The organism is Catenulispora sp. GP43, from assembly GCF_041260665.1.
Taxonomy (GTDB): domain Bacteria; phylum Actinomycetota; class Actinomycetes; order Streptomycetales; family Catenulisporaceae; genus Catenulispora.
In genome coordinates, this window is the sequence record NZ_JBGCCT010000007.1 from 369,035 (window position 1) to 388,743 (window position 19,709).

The 19,709-nt window shown below is 72.3% G+C and carries 15 protein-coding genes; 7 read left to right on the plus strand and 8 right to left on the minus strand.

Going from position 1 to position 19,709, the window contains the following annotated elements; translation table 11 throughout:
* Nucleotides 1-82 precede the first annotated feature (82 nt).
* On the plus strand, nucleotides 83-364 hold the full coding sequence (locus tag ABH926_RS17485) for a phosphopantetheine-binding protein (protein ID WP_370366685.1): 282 nt from the start codon (nucleotides 83-85) through the stop codon (nucleotides 362-364).
* A 78-nt stretch (nucleotides 365-442) separates the two neighbouring features.
* On the opposite strand, the gene ABH926_RS17490 is transcribed toward ABH926_RS17485, so the two are convergent.
* The 4 genes from ABH926_RS17490 to ABH926_RS17505 are packed head-to-tail and all read right to left on the minus strand — an operon-like array spanning nucleotide 443 to nucleotide 5,239.
* Nucleotides 443-1,675: an ATP-grasp domain-containing protein gene (locus ABH926_RS17490; RefSeq protein WP_370366686.1), complete on the minus strand. Its 1,233-nt coding sequence runs from the start codon at nucleotides 1,673-1,675 to the stop codon at nucleotides 443-445.
* A gap of 50 nt (nucleotides 1,676-1,725) precedes the next feature.
* A complete protein-coding gene (locus tag ABH926_RS17495) occupies nucleotides 1,726-2,769 on the minus strand; it encodes a PLP-dependent cysteine synthase family protein (RefSeq protein WP_370366687.1) in 1,044 nt (347 codons plus the stop codon).
* Nucleotides 2,751-3,728, minus strand: coding sequence for a kinase (locus ABH926_RS17500; RefSeq protein WP_370366688.1), 978 nt, complete (start codon nucleotides 3,726-3,728; stop codon nucleotides 2,751-2,753). Before ABH926_RS17500 ends, ABH926_RS17495 begins: the two co-directional genes overlap by 19 nt.
* On the minus strand, nucleotides 3,725-5,239 hold the full coding sequence (locus ABH926_RS17505; RefSeq protein ID WP_370366689.1) for an argininosuccinate lyase: 1,515 nt from the start codon (nucleotides 5,237-5,239) through the stop codon (nucleotides 3,725-3,727). The genes ABH926_RS17500 and ABH926_RS17505 overlap by 4 nt, the downstream gene beginning before the upstream one ends.
* Before the next feature lie 261 nt (nucleotides 5,240-5,500).
* On the opposite strand from ABH926_RS17505, the gene ABH926_RS17510 reads away from it, so the two are divergent.
* The 3 genes from ABH926_RS17510 (at nucleotide 5,501) to ABH926_RS17520 (ending at nucleotide 12,929) form a co-directional block, all read left to right on the plus strand.
* Entirely contained in the window at nucleotides 5,501-6,769 is a 1,269-nt protein-coding gene (locus tag ABH926_RS17510) for a hypothetical protein (RefSeq protein WP_370366690.1), read from the plus strand.
* A gap of 69 nt (nucleotides 6,770-6,838) precedes the next feature.
* The gene (locus ABH926_RS17515) at nucleotides 6,839-7,036 is read left to right on the plus strand and encodes an MbtH family protein (protein WP_370366691.1); all 198 of its coding nucleotides are present in this window, start codon (nucleotides 6,839-6,841) and stop codon (nucleotides 7,034-7,036) included.
* A gap of 184 nt (nucleotides 7,037-7,220) precedes the next feature.
* On the plus strand, nucleotides 7,221-12,929 hold the full coding sequence (locus tag ABH926_RS17520) for an amino acid adenylation domain-containing protein (protein ID WP_370366692.1): 5,709 nt from the start codon (nucleotides 7,221-7,223) through the stop codon (nucleotides 12,927-12,929).
* Between the two features lie 14 nt (nucleotides 12,930-12,943).
* On the opposite strand, the gene ABH926_RS17525 is transcribed toward ABH926_RS17520, so the two are convergent.
* Nucleotides 12,944-14,278, minus strand: a complete 1,335-nt coding sequence (locus ABH926_RS17525; RefSeq protein ID WP_370366693.1) for a condensation domain-containing protein — start codon at nucleotides 14,276-14,278, stop codon at nucleotides 12,944-12,946.
* A gap of 243 nt (nucleotides 14,279-14,521) precedes the next feature.
* On the opposite strand from ABH926_RS17525, the gene ABH926_RS17530 reads away from it, so the two are divergent.
* Nucleotides 14,522-16,066, plus strand: coding sequence for an acyl-CoA carboxylase subunit beta (locus ABH926_RS17530; protein ID WP_370366730.1), 1,545 nt, complete (start codon nucleotides 14,522-14,524; stop codon nucleotides 16,064-16,066).
* 18 nt (nucleotides 16,067-16,084) lie between these two features.
* Here ABH926_RS17530 and ABH926_RS17535 read toward each other — a convergent pair whose 3' ends face one another.
* The 3 genes from ABH926_RS17535 to ABH926_RS17545 all read right to left on the minus strand — a co-directional run bounded on the left by ABH926_RS17535 (nucleotide 16,085) and on the right by ABH926_RS17545 (nucleotide 18,275).
* Nucleotides 16,085-17,392 (minus strand): MFS transporter, encoded by a 1,308-nt coding sequence (locus tag ABH926_RS17535; RefSeq protein WP_370366694.1) that lies wholly within the window; start codon nucleotides 17,390-17,392, stop codon nucleotides 16,085-16,087.
* Between the two features lie 5 nt (nucleotides 17,393-17,397).
* Nucleotides 17,398-17,790, minus strand: coding sequence for a hydroxyisourate hydrolase (locus ABH926_RS17540; protein ID WP_370366695.1), 393 nt, complete (start codon nucleotides 17,788-17,790; stop codon nucleotides 17,398-17,400).
* A 101-nt stretch (nucleotides 17,791-17,891) separates the two neighbouring features.
* Entirely contained in the window at nucleotides 17,892-18,275 is a 384-nt protein-coding gene (locus ABH926_RS17545; RefSeq protein ID WP_370366696.1) for a VOC family protein, read from the minus strand.
* A 158-nt stretch (nucleotides 18,276-18,433) separates the two neighbouring features.
* On the opposite strand from ABH926_RS17545, the gene ABH926_RS17550 reads away from it, so the two are divergent.
* Nucleotides 18,434-18,640 (plus strand): hypothetical protein, encoded by a 207-nt coding sequence (locus ABH926_RS17550; RefSeq protein ID WP_370366697.1) that lies wholly within the window; start codon nucleotides 18,434-18,436, stop codon nucleotides 18,638-18,640.
* Between the two features lie 10 nt (nucleotides 18,641-18,650).
* Entirely contained in the window at nucleotides 18,651-19,697 is a 1,047-nt protein-coding gene (locus ABH926_RS17555) for a GntG family PLP-dependent aldolase (protein WP_370366698.1), read from the plus strand.
* The last annotated feature ends 12 nt before the right edge of the window (nucleotides 19,698-19,709 follow it).

A 19,709-nucleotide genomic window follows, 5' to 3' on the forward strand; every position in this document is an offset into this window, starting at 1 on the left:
TCGGCGGGCCTTCCCCGGTGCATCGCGCGCGGATAGGGCGCTGATAGGGGCGGCGGGAAGCATGGATCTCATGACATCGGACGTGAACGGCGGCATCGAGGCGGCCGAATTGGCACAGGCTCCTGAGTTGGCACAAGCTCCTGAATTGGCCCAAACCATCGCGGACATCTTCAGCGAGGTCTTCGGCGGCGGCCCGGTCGAGCCGGACAGTGACTTCTTCGACATCGGCGGCGACTCGATCCTCGCGGCCAAGGCCGTGGTCCGGCTGCGCAAGAAGCTGGACATGACGGTGACGATGCGCGACGTGTTCAGTGCGCGCACCGCCAAGGCGCTCGCCGTGGTGCTTTCCGACCGGGTGGGCTGAGCCGGCTGCCGGGCAACCCAGCGGCCCGGCAGCCGCCGGCCGCCCGCCGCCCACCGCCCGCCGGCCGCCGGCCGCCGGTCAGGCGACGATGTCGAACCCGATCGCGGCGACGGCCGCCGCCAGCCGCCGCCGCACCTCCGCGGGCGTCCCGCCGGTGCCGATGACGTACCCGAGCCGGTCGTAGGACGCCTGGGGCCGGCGCACCCGCGTCCCCTTGTCCACGCTCAGCGTCACCTCGCTGATCCCCTCCAGCGCGGCGGCATCGCGCAGCCCTGATACCGCGTCCAGGACCCCGTCGCGCTCGGCGAGCAGGAACCGGATGCCCGCCACGACGCTCGCGCGGTCCGGCAGCACCGGCTTGGCCCCGGACGCCGCGACGATCTGCGCCTGGAGCACATCGGCCCCGGTCGCCAGCCGCACCAGCTCCGGAATCATGCCGCCGGCCATCCGGGCGTTGATCTCGATGACCAGCGGGCCGCGCTCGGGATGCAGCCGCACCTCGGTGTGCGTCGGCCCGTTGCGGATGCCGGCCGCGGCCAGCGCCGCGCCGACCTCGCTGAGCAGAAGCCGGTGCGTCTCCGGCGCGAGCGGCGCCGGGAAGACATGCCCGGCCTCGACGAAGAACGGCGGCGGCGCCATCGTCTTCTCGGTGACGCCGAGCGCGTGTGCGACACCGTTCACGCTGAACATCTCCACGCTGTACTCCGGCGCCTGGACGTACTCCTCGACCAGCAGCCGGCCGGCGGCCGGCTGGTCGCGGGTGTTGGTGCGGACCGCCAGGATCCGCCGCGCCAGCTCTTCGGCCTCGGCCTCGTCGTGGCACAGCAGCACGTTCAGCGACCCCGACTCGTCGACCGGCTTGACCACCGCCGGCAGGCCGATCCGGTCCAGCGCCGCCGGCAGCTGGTCCAGACGTTGCACCAGCTCGAAATCGGGCTGCCCGACCCCGGCCGCGGCCAGCACCCGCCGGGTGCGTCCCTTGTCCCGGCACACGCTCACCGCCTCCGGCGGATTGCCCGGCAGCCCCAGCGCCTCGGCCAGCCGCGCCGCCTCGAACAGGTAGAACTCGCTGGTCGTGGTGACGCCGGCGATGGCCGATCCGGTCGCGAGCGCCCGGGTGGCCGCCAGCAGGGCGTCGAAGTCGTTGGTCTGGCAGCCCGCGACCCTGGCCCCGGTGTCCTCCAGCCCCCGGTAGCGGGACGGCCGGCTGGTCAGCAGCACCGGCTCGAACCCCAGCTCGGCGGCGGTGACCAGGGCCCGCATCCCCGATCCGGTGGTGTTCGACTCGACGAACAGCAGCTTCCTCATCATGCCTCCGCATCATGCCGGTACCACGGACCCGCTGTATCAGGGTTCAGACATCAGACCCCTGAAGGCGTCGGCGGCACCTCCACCGGGCTGCTCCACGACCACGCGGTCACCGGCTGCCCGTACGGGACGCGTTCGGGTTCCCGCCGGACCGGCAGGTCGTCCAGCCCCTTCGCCTCCCAGTGCCCTGAGTCGAACACGGTGTCGGCGTACCGGTCGCCGCGGTCCGGCAGGATCCCCACCACGACCGCGGGCCCGGCCAGTTCCCCGACGACGTGCCGCAGCACCCGGTACACCGACCCCGAGGTGTTCCCGCCGAAGATCTGCTGCTCGGCGGCCAGCGCGTGGGTCGCGGCGAAGGCCTCGCGGTCGTTGAGCCAGTGGATGTCGTCGATCTGGCCGTGGTCCAGGTTCGGCGGCAGCATGCTGTTGCCCAGGCCGCTTTGCAGCCGCTGCGGCCAGTCCGGCTGCCCGAACAGGACGCTGCCGACGCAGTCCACCCCGACCACCCGCAGCTCCGGCAGCTTCGCGCGCAGCGCCCGCGCCGTCCCGCACAACGACCCGCCGCTGCCCACCGAGCCCACCAGCACGTCCACGTGCCCGAGCTCGGCCAGCAGTTCCTCGGCCAGCGTCCGGTAGGCCGCCGGGTTCTGCGGGTTGCTGTACTGGCGCGGCCAGAACGCCCCCGGCAGGGTCCTGAGCAACTCGTCCAACAGCTCCAGGCGCGCGCTCTGCCAGCCGTGCGAGGACATCTGCTGCACGACGTGCACCTCGCAGCCCAGCGCGCGCAGCTTCGCCAGCGTGATCTTGTCGATCCGGGGGTCGGTGACGATGTGCACCGGATGCCCCAGCGCCGTCCCGACCAGCGCCACCCCGAGGGCCATCGTCCCCGACGAGCTCTCGATCAGCGGCGCGCCGGGCGCCAGCTCGCCGGACTCCCGGGCGGTCAGGATGATCTGCCGCGCCACCCGGTCCTTCATCGCGAACAGGTTCTGCAACTCCAGCTTGGCGTAGCCGCGCACCCCCTCGGCAGCGGGCAGGTTCAGGGCCACCAGCGGGGTGTGGCCGACGGCGTCTATCACAGAGTCGAAGAGCACGGCATCGCCTCGAAGATCGGCCAGGACCGGTGGACCTGGGACGGGTCGGTGAGCAGCGGATCGGACAGGCAGTGGTCGACCCGGACCGCGCTGACGCCGGGCAGCGCCGCGCAGGCGCGCCGGGCCGCGGCCAGGCGGTCGATGTAGCGGGGGTCGTCGTCGGACAGCAGGATGCCCAGGACCGTGCCGCTGTGCGCGGCCACGACGCCGAGCCCGCCGACCCGCTGGCAGGCCGCGACCATCGGCTGCAGGCAGCGCTTGGGCCGCAGCCGCTGGTTCATCAGGGCACTGGCGGTCGCCACCCGGCCGATGGCCGCCGGATCGCAGCGCGCGGCGGCGTCGCGGGCCAGCTCCAGCAGCCGGGCGTAGGCGCGTTGCTGGGCGCCGGTGAAGCGCTTGGGCACCCGGTTGTACTCCACCGTGTCCACCTTGCCGCCCTCGTCGACACCCACGACCGTCATCGGCGGCAGGTGCCCGATCCGCTCGTGCAGCCGCACCTCGCGGTGCCGGAAGGCGACCGAGCCGTCGTACATGACACCGTCGGTCGGCTCGACCTCGCGCAGCAGGTCCTCGATGCGCGCCGGGTCCGGCTCGGCGCGCAGGGCCCGGCCGACGGCGCGCGCCGTGGCCACCAGGTCGGCCGAGGAGCTGGCGAAGCCCTTGCCCTCGGGCAGATCCGTGGTGATCTCCAGGACGCCGCCGCCGGGGGCGCCGAGGGCCGCGAGCATGGTCGTGGCCAGGCGGCGGGCCTTGCTCTTGTGCGGCGGGACGACGGTGATGCCGGCGGCCCGCGGCTGGTAGCCGAAGCTGCTGGTGCTCCAGCGGTCGATCGGCAGCGTGACGAGGAAGTCGGTGTCCGAGGCGGGCAGGCGGCCTTGGAGGAGTTCGCCGAAGGTGCCGAAGGCGCGGCCGATCGCGGCGGCGGAAACCGGGACCGTCGCGGGGTGCCCGGCGGTCACCGGGCGCGGTTCGGGGTCGGCTGCGGGTTCGGGGCCGAGGCGGGCCGTAGGCCCCGCTCGGGCATGGCGTCCAGGCCCGACAGCGCCGCCTCGACGGTCACGCGGCGGAACTCCCAGGCCTTCTCCAGGCTCGCGGCGGTCGCGTCCTGTTCGTCGAGCAGCGCCCGGACCGCCTCGGGATGCGCCGAGCCCGGCGTCAGCTTCCTGAGAAGGTCGGCGACCGGGTCGAAGGCCCCTTCCAGGACCGCCGCCGGATCGCTGATCGGATGGCCCGCATCCTGACCGATGCGGGCCAGCGCGGCCGGATCGGTGTCCATTGGCCGGCGTCCGGTCTCCAGCGCGGCGGTGATGTAACGGCCCGCGACGACCTGCGCGGTGCGCCAGGGGACGCCCTCCTCCAGCGCCAGCCGGTTGGCCAGCGAGAAGCCGCCGAGGTATTCGCGGTCGCACAGTTCGCGCATCCGGTCAGTGCGGAACACGGCTGCGTCCAGGACCGCGCTGAGCAGCCGGCACAGCGAGTCCAGGTCGTCCAGCGCCTGCGTCAGGCCGCGCGAGCCCTCCTTCGAGACCTCCACGGTATTGCTGAACGGGGTGTTGCGCTGGGCCGCGACGACGTCGGCGTACCAGCCCGACAGGTGGGCGCTGCGTCCGCGGATCCGTTCCAGCACCGGGTAATTCTTCTTCTGCGGCATCGCCGAGGAGATGCCGGCCAGTTCGTCCGGCAGTTCCAGGAACCCGTGGCCGCTGCCGGCCCAGGCCATCAGGTCGGTGACGAACCGGCTCAGGCCCACGCCGAGCGTCGAGCACTGCGCGGCTAGCGTCAGCACCCAGTCGCGCGAGGCGACGGCGATCAGCGCGTGCGGCTCGGGCACGGCGAAGCCGAGCAGCGTCGCCAGCAGGTCGCGCGGCCAGGGCAGCTCCTGGCCGGACATCGCCCCGGCGGCCAGCGGGCAGCGGTCCAGGGCGTCATAGACGGCCAGCAAGCCCTCCAGGCCGCGCAGCAGGTGCGATGACAGGGCGCTGATGTAGAAGCCGGGCGTCACGACCTGCGCGGCCTGCAGATGGGTGAAGCCCGGCATCACGTCCCGCAGATGCCGCCGCGCCAGGTCGCGGGCCGCGGTGGCGGTGCCGGCCAGGACCTGGGCCGAGGCCAGCAGCCGCTCGCGCCCGTACATCAGCTGCGCGCAGGCCTGCAGGTCGTTGCGGCTGCGATCGACGTGCCAGCGCGGGACCGGCGCCCGGCGATGGGTCTCGATCTCCAGGCTCAGCGCGATGTCGGAGAAGTTCTCCGCCGGGTCGGCGGTGATCGTCCCGGCGGCCTCGGTCAGCGCCCGCGCCAGCTGGTCGCTCTCGTGCGCGCTCAGCACCCGCATACGCTCGTACGCGACCAGCAGCGCCTTCTCGATACGGACGTAGTGCGGCAGCAGACGCCGCACCTCATAGCGGAACTGCGGCTCGAGGATCTCCTCGTGCAACAGCTGCGCCGGGGGACTGCTGACACGGCCCGTCACCGGTGCCGGGTCCGATCGCGTGTCCGATCGCATGGTTCCGCTCACCGCCACCTCGCTTCGCCTGGCCGCCGGATCGCCGCGGCGCCCCAAGCTCGCAGCGCCGGCTATCGGCGCCCTTTCGCCCCGCGATGCCCCGCCGATGCCACAGCGATAACCGCGACACCGGCCCCACGGGTAACAGTGTGCGGACAGCGCGGTGTGAACTCGGCGAGGCGGAACCGGCGACGCCGATCGCCCCAGGCGAAGGTGGGTGGCTCGAAGGTGAGTGTCCTGCGATGGTCGGTGGCGGACGCCGACCGGATGGCGCGCCGGCTGGCGGTGCTGCGCCGCTGCGGCGCATGGGTGGACAAGGCGGTGGTGCGCCCCGGCTTCACCGAGCCGGAGCGGCGCGCGCAGCGATACGTGGCACGCGAGGCGGTGCAGGCCGGGCTGCACGCTTGGGTGGACGCGGCGGGGAACTTGTTGGTGCGGCGGGCTGTGGGGGATGTGGGCGACATGCGCGATGCGGGTGCTGCGGCGGCCGGGCACGCCAGCCTCGTGGCCGGGCAGGTCCCCGGCTGTGCGGCGGCGGGTCGCGGGAACCATCTGCCCGGCCAGCTCGCGAGCGATGCGACCGGTCCCATCCCCCGCCTGATCCTCGGCGCGCACCTCGACACCCCTCCCGGCGGCGACCGATTCGGCGGCGCACACGGCGTGGTGGCGGCGCTGGAAGTGCTCCAGGTGGTCGCCGAAAGCGCCGGGGACCGGGACCTGGCATGCGAGCCGGTGCTCGTGGTGTTCGCCAACAGCGCCGGCGCCCTGTTCCCGCATCCCGGCTGGGGCGCCAAGGCGGTGCTGGGCAGCGTCGAGCGTGAGCCGGCCGACCGGTTCGGCACGCCGTTGCGGCATCCGCTGCACCAGGCCGGCGGCGACCTGGACGCGCTCGACTCCGCGGCATGGCCGGTGCCCCCGGCGGCGTGGCTCGGCATAGAGGTCGACCGGTGCGGTGAGCTCGACGGCTCGGCCGGTCTGGGGATCGTCGCGGGATTTCAGGGGCGCGCGTCGTTCGAGATCCGTGCCGGCGCTCGCGGCGGTCCCGTCGACCTGGCGGTGAGCGAGTCGCTGGCGGCTGTGGCGGCCGCCGAGCACGGCTCCGTCACCCTCGGCCGCCTGATCCTGCCGTCCGACGAGGTTCTCGCGCTCGTCGAACTCTGTGATCCGAGCCCTGCGACCCTGGCGGCGGTGCAGAACATAGCAGCGCGAGTCGGCAGCCCGGTCGTCGTACGAAGTGTGCTCACCGCCGATCCGGTGGACGCCGACACCGCGCTCGCCAAGCTCCTCGCTGAAGCCGCCGACCTCCAGTCCCTGCCCCACACCCCGATCACGACCCGGGCCGGCGGCGACGCCCAGCTGTTCGCCGCCGCCGTCCCCGCCGTCCCCACCGGCACCCTGCTGCTCCCGGCCACCGGCGACCGGGTCGCAGGCCCCTGCCTCACCGCCGCGGTCGAGGTCCTGCTGCAGGTCACCCGCACCGTGGTGGGCCTGCGATAGACAACCGATAGCCGAGCGCAGGCCGCTGCCCGGACGATGGCCCCACCACGCGAACAGGGAGGCGGCCAGATGACCGCGGACACGGCGAAAGTCGTCGTCAACGACGAGCAGCAGTACGCGCTCTGGCCGGCGAGCCGGCCCTGCCCGGCGGGCTGGACGGACACCGGCGTGAGCGGAACCCGCGCCGAATGCCTGGAGCACGTCGAGCGGGTCTGGACCGACATGCGGCCGCGAAGCCTGCGCGAGCGGCACGGCGAGGCCGGCTGACGGCCTGTCGCGGGGATCAGGGACCTGGCGAGAAAAACAGGGGCGTGCCGCCGCGTCGGCAACACCGCAGTCGAGTCGGCGCGGCGGTGCACGTCACCCGGGCTCCGCAGCCCCCTGATATACCGCGGGACCCGCGGACCCGCCCTCTGCCACCGCCCTCTGCCACCGCCCGAACGGAGCCGTGATGTCCTCCACCACCACTCCCGGAGCCCGAACCCTCTCCCCGGAGCGCCGGGCGTTGCTGGAGCGCAGGCTGCGCGGGGCGACCGTGCGTCCGGCGGGCCCCGTCCCGAGGCCCGGCGGCGGCCCGGCACCCCTGTCGCCGGTCCAGCACAGCATGTGGGTCATGGACCAGTTCCTCGCGGACAACTCGGTCTACAGCGTCTACCGCGCCGTGTGGCTGCGCGGGCCGATCGACGTCAAAGCCCTGCGTCACGCCACTGACGAGCTGATCCGCCGCCACGAGATCCTGCGCAGCGTCTACCCCGATCCGGCCGATCCGGTCCAGGTGCCGTTGCCGCCCGGGGACGCGGATCTCGAAGTGGTCGACCTGGCCGCCGCCCCCGACGGCCGGACCGCCGCGCTGGCCTTGGCGACCTACGAAGTCGCGCAGCCGTTCGACCTCCGGCACGGCCCACTGTTCCGCGTCCGCGTGTATCAGACCACGCTGACCGAAGCCCTCCTGCTGCTGGCCATGCACCACATCGTCAGCGACGAATGGTCCTGCGACGTCCTGGCCCGCGAGTTCAGCGCGCTGTACGCGGGAGCCGACCTCCCCGAACCCGAACTCCAGTACGCCGACTTCGCCGCGTGGCAGGCCCACCGCGTCGAAGGCGCGCTCGCCGAGCAACAGACCGAGTACTGGCGCGCCAAGCTCGGCCCCGTCGATCACATCCTGCGCCTGCCGACCACCCGGCAGCGTCCCGCGCAGCCCACCTTCCGCGGCGGCAGCGTCTCCGTCCCGCTGTCCGCGGAGACCACCGCCGCGCTGCGTGCCTTCGTCGCGGCCCGGGGCACGACCGTCTTCGCCGCCCTCTTCACCGCCTTCGCCGCCGTCCTGGGCCGGGCCGCCGGGCAGGAGCGCTTCGCGATCGGCACGCTCACCCTGGGCCGCGCGTGGCGCCAGACCGAACCCCTGCTCGGCATGTTCGCCAACACCGTCGCCGTCCCGGTCGACCTCACCGGCGACCCCGGCTTCGCCGGCGCCCTGGCCCGCACGGCCGAGGAGGTCGCCGGGGCGCTCGACCACCAGGACATCTCCTTCGAACAGGTCGTCGCCGCGGTCCGGCCGGCGCGCGACAGCTCTCGCAACACCCTGTTCCAGGTCCTGTTCCAGTCGGTCCAGGCCGATGCCGGGCGCTGGAGCGTGCCGGGCCTGGACGTCGAACCGGTGCAGCTGCACAACGGCTCGCAGAAGTTCGACCTCACCATGATCGCGGTCAACCGTCCCGAGGTGGTCGAACTTCAGCTCGAATACGCATCAGACCTCTTCGATCACGCCGACGCCGAGCGCCTGGCCGAACGGGTCGTCGGCGTCCTGGAGCAGGCCATCGCCGATCCTACGATCCGGCTGTCAGCTGTGAATCACGTCCCGGACCGGGAGCGGGAACTGGTTCTGCACACCTGGAACCAGACCCGCCGAGAGATCCCAACTGTCCCGTTGCACACCCTCGTCGAGCGCCAAGCCGACCGCGTCCCCGACGCCGCCGCGGTGATCGACGCCGACGGCACCGTCGCCACCTACCGCGAATTGGACGAGCGCGCCAACCAGCTGGCGCACCGGCTGCGCGTCGAGGGAGTGGATCGGGAGACGCCGGTCGCGGTCTGCCTGGACCACGGCATCGGCTTGTTCGTGGCCCTGCTCGGCGTCCTCAAGGCCGGCGGCAGCTACGTCCCGTTGGACCCCGGCCATCCGGCCGAGCGGCTGTCCTTCGTCATCGGGGACACCCGCGCGCGGATCGTGGTGACCCGAGAAGGGTTGCTCGGCCTGTTGCCGCCGCTGCTCCGCCGCTCGGCGCTGTGTCTGGACCGGGACGCCGCCGCCCTCGACGCCGAGCCACGCTGCCGCCGTCCCGCCGCGAATACGAACCCTGACGACCTGTGCTACATCATGCACACCTCGGGCTCGACCGGCCGCCCCAAGGGCGTCATGATCTCGCACCGCGGCCTCGTCAACTATCTGACATGGGCGATCGACGCCTACGGCATGGACGGCGCCTCCGGCGCCCCGATGCTCGGCTCGCCCGCGTTCGACCTGTCGGTCCCGAACTTCTGGCTGCCGTTGATCACCGGGAACGACGTCACGGTCCTGTCGCCGGACCGCAGCCTGGCCGGGCTGGCCGCCGTTCTCGCCGAACCCCGCGATTTCAGCCTGCTGAAAGCCACCCCCGGCCACCTCGGTGTGCTGCGCGGCCATCTCGGCGAGCGTGAAGGGCTGGACTCCGTACGGACGTTCGTCCTCGGCGGCGACGAGCTGCGGCCGGAGAACGTCGCGGCATGGCGCCGGATCTTCCCGCGCGGCCGGATCATCAACGAGTACGGGCCGACCGAGACCGTCGTGGGCTGCTCGATCCACGAGGTCGGGCCGGATATACAGGCGACGGTCCCGATCGGCCGCCCGATCGCCAACACGTTTATGTACGTCCTCGACGACACTCTGAACCCGGTCCCCGTCGGGGTGCCCGGCGAGTTGTGCATCGGCGGGGACGGAGTGGCCCGCGGCTACTTCGCCCGCCCCGGGCTGACCGCAGAGAAGTTCGTGCCCGATCCGTACTGCGGCGTCCCCGGCGCGCGCATGTACCGCACCGGCGATGCCGCGCGGTTCGCCTCGAACGGCGAACTGGAGTTCCTGGGACGCCGGGACCGCCAGGTGAAGATCCGCGGCTACCGGGTGGAGCTCGGCGAGATCGAGGCGGTGCTGGCGCGGCATCCGGAGGTCGGCGAGGCGGTGGTCGCCGTTCACGACGACGGTCCCGGACGGCGCCGGATCGTCGCGTACATCGTCGCGGCGCTCGGTGCGCCGCAGGACCCGGCGCCGCTGGCCGCCTTCGCCGCCGCCGAACTGCCGGAGCACATGGTCCCGGCGCTGTGGGTGTTCCTGCCCGAGCTGCCGCTGACCGCCGGGGCGAAGATCGACCGCGACCGGCTGCCGGCGCCGGACGCCACTGCGCACCGGCTCGACGAGGGCGGACAGAAGTCCGAGCCGGTCGGCGAACGCGAGCGGGAGTTGGCCCGGATCTGGTCCGAGGTGCTGGGCGCCGAATCCGTGGGACGGCACGACGACTTCTTCGCCCTCGGCGGCGACTCGATCCTGGCGATCCAGGTGGCGACGCGGGCCAGGCAGGCGGGGATCGATGTGACGCCGCGGCGGTTGTTCGAGCTTCGGACGGTCGCCGCGCTGGTCGAGGCGGTGTCCGGGATGCCTGAAGGGTGCTCCGTCGACGTGGTCGAACGGCGTGAGGCCGGCTCGCGGACCGGCCCGCTGCCGCCGACGCCGATCCAGCATCTGATGGCCGACACCGGGATCGAGCTGGATCGGTACGTCATGCCGGTGTTCGTCCAGTGGCGTGGCGGGGTGCGGCCGGAGGTGCTGGAGGCGGCGCTCGTCGCGCTGGTGCGGCAGCATGACGCGTTGCGGATCAGGGTTCTGCGGGGCGTCGACGGGCAGCTTGAGGCGTCGATCGTGGACTCGGTGGCGGATTCGGCGGCGGATTCGTTGCTGGATGTCGTCGAGGAAGCCCATGGCGATGGCGATCTCGCGGCGGTCGCGGCTTCGGCTGCCGAGCGGCTGAGCCTGAGCGAGGGGCCGGTTCTGCGTGGCGTCCTGCTGCGGACGGCGGCGGAGGATCGCGTGGCGCTGATCGCGAACCACTACGCGGTCGACTCGGTGTCGTGGGCGATTCTCCTGGAGGATCTGGAAACCGCCTATTGCCAGCTGGAGCTTGGAGAATCGGTCGAGCTTCCGACGTCGACGACACCGTTCAAGGAGTTCGCGGAGCGGCTGGCGGAGTATGCGAACTCTGATGCGTTCGCCGCTGAAGCCGATCGTTGGTTCCAAGCTGGTGACGAGGTCGCGGGCCTGCCGGTCGACGGGGATGGGGCCGGTCCCAGCGCCGAGCAGGTCATCCGGTGCGGGCTTGCGGAAGAGGAAACCAGGACCCTGATCTCGGTGGTTCCGTCGGCTTATGGGACGCGGATCGACGACGTGCTGCTGACCGCCGTGGCCGGGGTGGTGGGCCGGTGGACCGGACGCAACGTCGTGGATCTGGAGCAGGAGCGTCATGGGCGGCATCCGCTGTTCGACGATGTGGATCTGACGCGGACCGTCGGGTGGTTCTCAGCGTTCACCCCGGTGCGGCTGCACGTCACGGCCGGCGACTGGGGCGCGCGGCTGCGCAGCGTCAGCGCGCAGTTGGCCGCGTTGCCGCCGGACGGGTTGGGCGCCGGGTTGGCGCGGTACTCGCGGCGTGACGGCCGGGGCTGGCCGGCGCGGCGTCCGGGGATCGCGGTGAACTACCTCGGGCGGCTCGATGATCAGCACGGCGGGCTCAGCCTCATGCGGCGGCTCGCCGCGCCGCAGGGGTGGAGCGTGCAGGCCGGCGGGACGTTGCCGCACGCGATCGAGGTGAACGCCGCTGTCGTTGACGGGCGGTTGCAGACGGCGTGGAGCTTCGCAGAGAGCGTATTCCGCCGGGAGACTGTGGCTGCGCTGGCCGAGGACTTCATCGCCGAACTGAAGGAGCTGATCACGCACTGCGCGGCGGTCGGCACCGCGGTGCGTGGCGGGCTCAGCCACGGCGCGCTTTTCCCGGGCGCCCCGCTGATCCTGGAATCCATGGCGGAGAACGGGATTCCCGGCGCCGCGCTGGCGGTGATCGGCGACGATGGCGAGGTCACGGCTGTGTGGGGCGAGGGGGTGCTGCGGGCCGGGGCGGCGGGGGTGGCCGGTGCGGCCGGGCCGGCCGGGGTGGCCGAGCCGGTAACTGGCGAGCCGGTGACTGGCGAGACGGTGTTCCCGGTGGGATCGATCTCGAAGCACGTCACGGCTTTGGCCGTGATGCGGCTTGTCGATCGGGGCGTGGTGGCGCTGGATGAGGATGTGAACCGGTACTTGCGGTCGTGGCGCGTGCCGGCGTTCGGGCAGGGAGCGCAGGCGGGCCCGGTCACGGTGCGGCACTTGCTCGGGCACACCTCGGGCTTCAGGGAGATGAAGCAGCTCTACCTGCCGCCGGACGGACCGGTGCCGACGCTCGTGGAGGTGCTGGAAGGCGGCACCGACTTCACCGACGGACCGGTGCGGCCGCATTTCGCGCCGGGTACGGCGTTCGAGTACAGCAACGCGAACTCGGCGGTGCTGGAGCAGCTGCTGGTCGACGTGACGGGGGAGTCGTTCCCGGCGGCGGTGGCAGCCCTGGTGCTGGATCCGCTCGGCCTGACCGCGACCCGCTTCAGCGCACCGGACGCCGCACCGGGCGCCGCATCGCCCACTGCCACCCCGCTCACCGGCCACCAGCCCGACGGCACACAGACCGACCCCACAGCCCACCTCTCGATCCCCGCAGCCGCCGGCGGCATCTGGTCCACAGCATCGGACCTGGCGCTCCTCGGGCGCGATCTGCAGCGCGCGGCGACGGGCAGACCTGCGGTGCTGCTCAGCCACGAGGCTGCGGTGCAGATGCTGCGACGGCCTGCTTTCTCGAACTACGGTTTGGGCGTCACGATTCACGGCACCGGCGCTGATCAGTGGTTCAGCCACGGAGGCGAGGTTCCTGGGTTCCGCTCGGTGCTGATTGCTTATGCCGGGCGGCCCGGCGGATTCGCGTTGCTGACGAACAGTGCGCGGGGTGCGGGGCTGATGTACGACATCTTGCTTGCTGCGGAGGACAGTCGCTGAGGTGCAGTGGGCCTCTAAAACCCGTCGCTCAGCACATTCACCAACGCTGAAGCGAACCGCTCACCGGCCCCCGCCGGCAAGCGCGGACTCCACTGCACATCGCACTCCATGTCGCCGGACTGGTGGAAGATGCGCACCACCAAGTCCGTCTTCTCCTCCAGGAACTTCGGATACAGGTCCGTCGAGTACCCGATGTCGCCCGCGCGCCAGGCGAGGCCGCGGGGCGTCGTGCGGTAGCTCAGCATCAGGGCGTCGAGGCGGGATTGGCTGTCGGCGCGGCGTTCGGAGCGGGAGACCAGGTCGGTGAACTGGATGTAGCGGCGGCGGAGGTCCTCGCGCCAGTGCGGGGATTCGGTGGTGGCGATGTCCAGGGGGGAGGCGCCCGGGTTCTTGGCTGCCAGCAGGGGGATCTCGTTGATGAAGTAACCGGTCACCGGGTCGCCGTCCTCGCCGAGGGGGCGGATCGAGGCTGCGGTGGAGATCACCGAGGGCTGGCCTGCTGCGGTGGGCATGGCCCAGTGCACGGCCGCCGCCAGCAGATGGAACAGGCGTACGCCGGCCGATTCCGCGGCCTTCTCCAAGCGCTCCACGCTGCGGCGGGGCAGGGGTGTCAGGATGCAGCGATCGGACAGTGCGTGCGTGCCCTCGGCCGCCGCGTTGCCAGCCCCAGCCCCAGCCCCAGCCTCAGCCCCGGCCCGCCCGACACCGCCGTCGCCCTCGCGCTGCCAAGGCACCGCCGGCGCGAAGCCCTCCGGCAGCCGCCGGTGCCAGTACGCCAGGTCGTCGGCGGCCGCGTTCAGCTCCAGCTCCCGCACCCGCCGGACCAGCTCCGTGTACGCGCGCGAAGGCTCCGCCTCCAGCGTGCCGCCGACGGCCTGGCCCAGCCGGTGCGCGAGGCGGGCGTGGCTGGGGCCGTCGACGACCAGGTGGTGGCAGACCAGCGCGACGTAGGCGCGGTCGGCGGCGGTGCGCACGACCGCGTAGCGGGCCAGGGCGCCGCCCTCGCAGTCGAAGGGGCGTGCGGCGACCTCGTCGATCAGCGCACGGGCCGCCGCCGCGTCACCGCCGGGCAGGTCGAAGACCTCGGTCGCGGGCGGGGTGTCGTCGAGCCGGTAGCAGACCTCGCCGGTGTCCTCGTCCAGGCCCATGCGCACCTGGAGTGCCGGGGTCGCGGCGTTGAGGCGGCGGCCGGCGTCGGACAGGTCCTCGGCGGTGAAGGAGCCTGCGACGTCGATCACGGTCGTGACGTTGTACGCGCACTCGTACAGCCCCTTCATCTCCGCGAAGAACATCGCGGCCTGGGAGGCGGTGGCGGGAGCTGTCGTCGCGGTGGCGGGCTCGGCAGACATCGGACATGCCCTTCGTCGAGGTCTGATCCGGTGCGGATCCTGCTGGTGAGCTTAGTTGCGGCGGGCGGTGGAAAGCAGTTCTCGAGTATCAATGTATGAATGCAAGGATAAGCGTCTCCAGCTGGGAAGATGGTGGCTCGCCCGTTCACGGTTGGGCCGGTGATAGCGCCCGGATAGGAACCGTGGCGAATCTGGCGGCGCCAGGTGCCGCAGACCGTCAGACAGGTGAGCCCCGTGCCCCCGATCCCGTCCGCGCAGCTCGACGTCGCCCTCCGCCCCGCCCCGCTGCCCTCGGCCGTGGCGGAGCTCGAACGCCGCCTGGCCGAGGCGCGCGCCGCCTCCACCCCCGAGGCCGTGGCCAAGCAGCACGCCAAGGGCAAACTCACCGCGCGCGAGCGCGTCGACCGGCTGCTGGACCCCGGCTCGTTCCTGGAGGTCGATGAGCTGACGCGGCACCGCGCGACCCGCTTCGGGCTGGCGGCGAACCGGCCGCTCGGCGACGCCGTGGTGGTCGGCACCGGCACGGTCTTCGGCCGCCGGGTGTGCGTGTTCGCGCAGGACTTCACCGTCTTCGGCGGATCCCTGGGGGAGGCGGTCGGCGAGAAGATCGTGCGGCTGCTCGACCTGGCCGCCACGATGCGGTGCCCGGTGGTCGGCATCAACGACAGCGTCGGCGGACGCCTGCAGGAGGGCGTGGTCGCGCAGGCGTTGTACGGAGAGATCTTCCTGCGCAACGTCCGCCTGTCCGGCGCGGTCCCGCAGATCTCGATGATCATGGGGCCCTGTGCCGGCGGCGCGGTCTACTCCCCGGCGCTGACCGACTTCGTGATGATGGTCGAGCGCAGCTCGCAGATGTTCATCACCGGTCCGGAAGTGGTGCGTGTCATCAGCGGTGAGGAGATCGGGCTGGAGGACCTCGGCGGTGCGCGTGTGCACAGCACCCGGTCGGGCAATGCGCACTTCATGGCGCCGGATGAGGAGGCGGCCATCGCGGAGGTCAGGGAACTGCTTTCGCTGCTGCCGGCGCATAGCGGGGAGCGGCCGCCGGTTCGGTCTCACCGCCGCTCCTGGGTCCCGGACGGTGCGCTGGACGCTGCCTTCGATCCGGTGCTCGATCAGCTGGCCGGAGGTATCGGTGAGTCAGGCTTCGATGTCCGGTGCGTCCTGGACCGGGTCCTGGATGACGGCCGGCTGCTGGAGGTCCATCGGCTGTTCGCGCCGGAGCTGGTCGTCGGACTGGGACGGATCGGCGGCCACACGGTCGGCGTGGTGGCCGGTCAGCACGCCGTGACCGACGGATGGCTTGACGACGACGCGGCGCTGAAAGCCGCGCGTTTCATTCGAACGTGCGACGCCTACAACATTCCGTTGCTCACCCTGGTCGACTCGCGCGGCTTCCGGGCCGGGCGCGAAGGCGACGTGGTGACGGCCGGCCAGGTCGGCAAGCTGGCGCACGCCTATGCCGAGGCCACGGTGCCGATGGTGACCCTGGTGGTGGGGGAGGCGCTGGGGGAAGCGTACTCGGTGCTCGGCTCCCGTCACATCGGGGCAGACCTGTATCTGGCATGGCCGACCGCACGAATCGGCATCCAAGGCCCGGTCCCCGCCGAGTTCGCGGCCCAGCACGAAGCCGAGATCGCAGACCCCTACTACGCTGCCGAGCGCGGCTACGTCGACACCGTGATCCGCCCGGCGACTACGCGGGACGTGCTCACACGGGCCTTCGAAGCGTTGCGGGAGAAGGACGCCCAGCGGCCCCCGCGCAAACACGAGAACATCCCGCTGTAGGGGTTGAGGTAAGGCTACTTATGCAGTCTCCGGCCGCCGCATCTCCCGCCACACAGGGAACGCCAACGGCATCAACGACATCGCCACGAACACCGCCGCCGCGATCATCAGCGTCGGGTCCAGCCCCAGCACCTGCGTCCCGATCCCGGCCAGCAGCGGCCCGAACGGCATCCCGGCCCACGCACTGGCCTTCACCGCACCCATCACCCGGGCCACCAGGTGCGGCGGGATCCGCTCATAGAACACCGCGCTCATCAGAGGATTGATCGCACCGCCCGCACAGCCTGCCAATGCCGTGACCGTCAGGACCAGCGGGATCGCCGAGGACAGCGCCAGGACCGCGTAGCGTGGCGCGCCGCCGAGCAGCAGACCGGTCACGAACGTCGCCCGCCGCGGCAGCCGCGGGCCCAGCCACGCGCCGCCCAGGGTCCCGAGCAGCGCGCCGAGCCCGGCCGCGCCGGTGATCAGACCGAGCAGGATCGGGCTGTGGCCGCCGTCGCGGATCCACACCGGGACCAGGACCGAGTTCAGGCCCTGATCCAGCAGGTTCGTCACCGCGACCATGGTGACCAGGCCGAGCAGCAGACGGTCGGAGGCCAGGAAGCGCAGGCCCGCAGCCAGGCGGCGGAGATAGCCGCGGCCGACATCTCTTTCGGATTCGGATTCGGATTCGGCTTCAGCGTCGGTGGCTGCGTCGGCGTCGGCGTCGGTGGGCGCGCCGGACCGCGCGTCATCAGCGGGCAGTGTGAAGGCCAGCAGGACCGCCGAGGCGGCGAACGTGCACGCGTTCACCAGCACCACGTTCGCCGTCCCGATCGCCACCACCAGCACGCCGGCCAGCGGCGGACCGAGCAGTTGGCCGGCGCGTGCCGTCCCGGTCGACAGTCCGGCCGCGCGCTCCAGCGCCACGTCGGCGCGCGCGGCCGCCGAGGGGAGCAGTGCCGTGGTCGCGCAATCCGCCGTCCCGCGTGCTCCTCCTATCACGAACACCGCCGCCGCCAGCACCGGATAGTGCAGCGTGCCCAGCGCCGACAGCAGGGGGACCACCGCGGCGGCGCAGGCGGCCAGGATGTTGCCGGCCAGGCAGACCCGGCGGGCGCCGACGTGGTCCACGACCGGCCCGCTGAGCACCTGCAGGAGTACGTACGGCACCAGCTCGGCGAACACCAGCGCCCCGACGGCCGAGGCGGTGTGGCTGGTGGTGACCGCGAGCCAGGGGATCGCCAGCGCGGACATCGCGATGCCGGCGACGGAGACCGCGTTCGCGATGAGCAGGCCGGCCAGCGGTGCGCGGGAGGCGCGGGAGGCGCGGGCAGTGAGTGTCATCGTGCTCATTCTTGTGCAAATCGCCCCTCGGGGCCGTGAGGCTGCCGGCCGCGGGTGTCGGGGAGGGCGCCGGAGTCCTGGAACGTGCAGAAGGAGTGCGGGGAGATGAACAGCGCCAGCCGCAGGTCCTCGTGCGGGTCGGTGACTCTGAACTCGACGATGGCGCGGGGGTGCAGGGGGACGCTGCCCAGGCCGTGGTAGTAGCCGTCGAGGTCGAACACCAGCTGGTAGATGCCCCGGCCGGCCGGGTCGGGGCACAGCTCCAGCCGGCCGTCGCCGGCGGTCCGGCCGGCGGACAGGTCCTGCCACCCGGACTCGCCGCGGCGGCGGAGCCGGGCGCCGAGCTCGGCTCCGGGGACGCCGAAGGCGACGTCGACGACGAGGACGGACAACTTCACCTGAGAACCATCGCCTTCGATTCGGGGTGAAGCTCATCGTCGGGACCGTCCCTATCGCCGTGGCATCGGGGCGGCATCGGGCCCTTCGCCGGGCCGGGATGTCAGTCCAGGCAGAACTCGTTGCCCTCGATGTCCTGCATCACGATGCAGGACTCGTTCTCCTCGTCGGCCGGCAGGACCTGGAACTCCGTCGCGCCGAGCGCGATCAGCCGGTCGCGCTCGGCCTCCAGGACCGCCAGGCGCTCGGCACCGACCAGGCCGGTGGCGACGCGGACGTCGAGGTGCACGCGGTTCTTGACGACCTTGCCTTCGGGGACCTTCTGGAAATACAGGCGCGGGCCCGCGCCTGTCGGGTCGACGCAGGCATACGCCCGGCCGTCCTCGTCGGCCTGCGGGACGTACCCCAGGACCTCGCACCAGAAGCGGGCGACGCGGTCGATGTCGTCGCAGTCGAAGGTGACTTGGATGTGCTTGACCGATGGCATGGCGTCAGCTTAGCGGGGCCGGCGATCCGGACGATCTCGAAAGGGCGTTCGATAAGCGACAGTTGGTGAGCGGATAAGCCCTCTGCGTAGCTTCGCCACCGCCGGGCCGCCCACACCGAGGGGGATCCGGCGCCATCTCTCACGAAGGGTGCCTTCTGATGACCGCCATATCGCCCCGGGCCCGCCACTCGCGGATCGCGGCCGGCCTGTTCCTGCTCTCCACCGCCGCCGGAACCGCCGGAGTCGCCGCCACCGCGGTCGCCGCCGGGCCGGCCGCCGCGCCCGCGTCGCCGGCGCACGCCGTGCACTTCGCCGACCAGGCGCCGAACCCGACCGCCGCCCCGGGCAACACGGTGTGGGACTGACGGGCCGGCCATGATCGAGCTGCGCAGCGACACCTTCACCGTCCCGACCGCCGCGATGCGCCGGGCGATGGCCGAGGCCCGGGTCGGCGACGACGTCTACGGCGAGGACCCGACGGTCAACCAGCTGGAGGAGTACGCCGCCGCGCTGCTGGGCAAGCCCGCCGGCTGCCTGCTCCCCAGCGGCACGATGGCCAACCTGGCCTCGATCCTGGCCTGGGCCCCGCGCGGCGGCCGGCTCCTGGTCGGCGCCCGCACCGACGTGTACTGCTACGAGGCCGGCGGCTACTCGGCGCTCGGCGGCGTGGTCTGCAGCCCGATCCCCAACCGCCCCGACGGCGGCCTGGACCCCGCGGACCTGCTCGCAGAGTTCGACGACACCGACGACTCGCAGATCGCCCCGGTCTCCCTGATCTGCCTGGAGAACACCCAGTGCCAGTGCGGCGGCACGGTCCTGACCCCCGAGCACGACCAGGCCGTCCGGGCGCTCGCCGACGCCCGCGGCGTCCCGATCCACCTGGACGGCGCCCGGATCTTCAACGCCGCCGTCGCCTCCGGCCGTCCGGCCGCCGAGCTCGCAGCGGTCGGCGACACCGTGCAGTTCTGCCTGTCCAAGGGCCTGGGCGCGCCGATCGGCTCGATGGTGGTCGGCACGACCGAGGCCGTGGCCCGGGTGCGCCGCATCCGCAAGATGCTCGGCGGCGGCATGCGCCAGGCCGGGGTCATCGCCGCGGCGGGCTTGGTGGCGCTGACCGAGATGGTCGACCGGCTGGCCGAGGACCACGCCAACGCCGCGCGGCTGGCCGAAGGACTGGCCGGGCTGCCGGGGCTGCGGGTGCAGGAGCCGCAGACCAACATCGTGATGTTCGATGTGCTCGACGAGCGGCTGACGCAGGCCGAGTTCGTCACGGCGGCGCACGCGCGGGGGGTCGCGGTGATGGAGCTCGGCGGGCGGGTCAGGGCCGTGACGCACGCCGGGGTCGACGCGGGGCAGATCGATCGGGCGGTGGAGGCTTTCGCGGGGGTGCTGGCGAAGGCGCCGGTTGCGGCGGTGGGGTAGCGGCGTAACCCC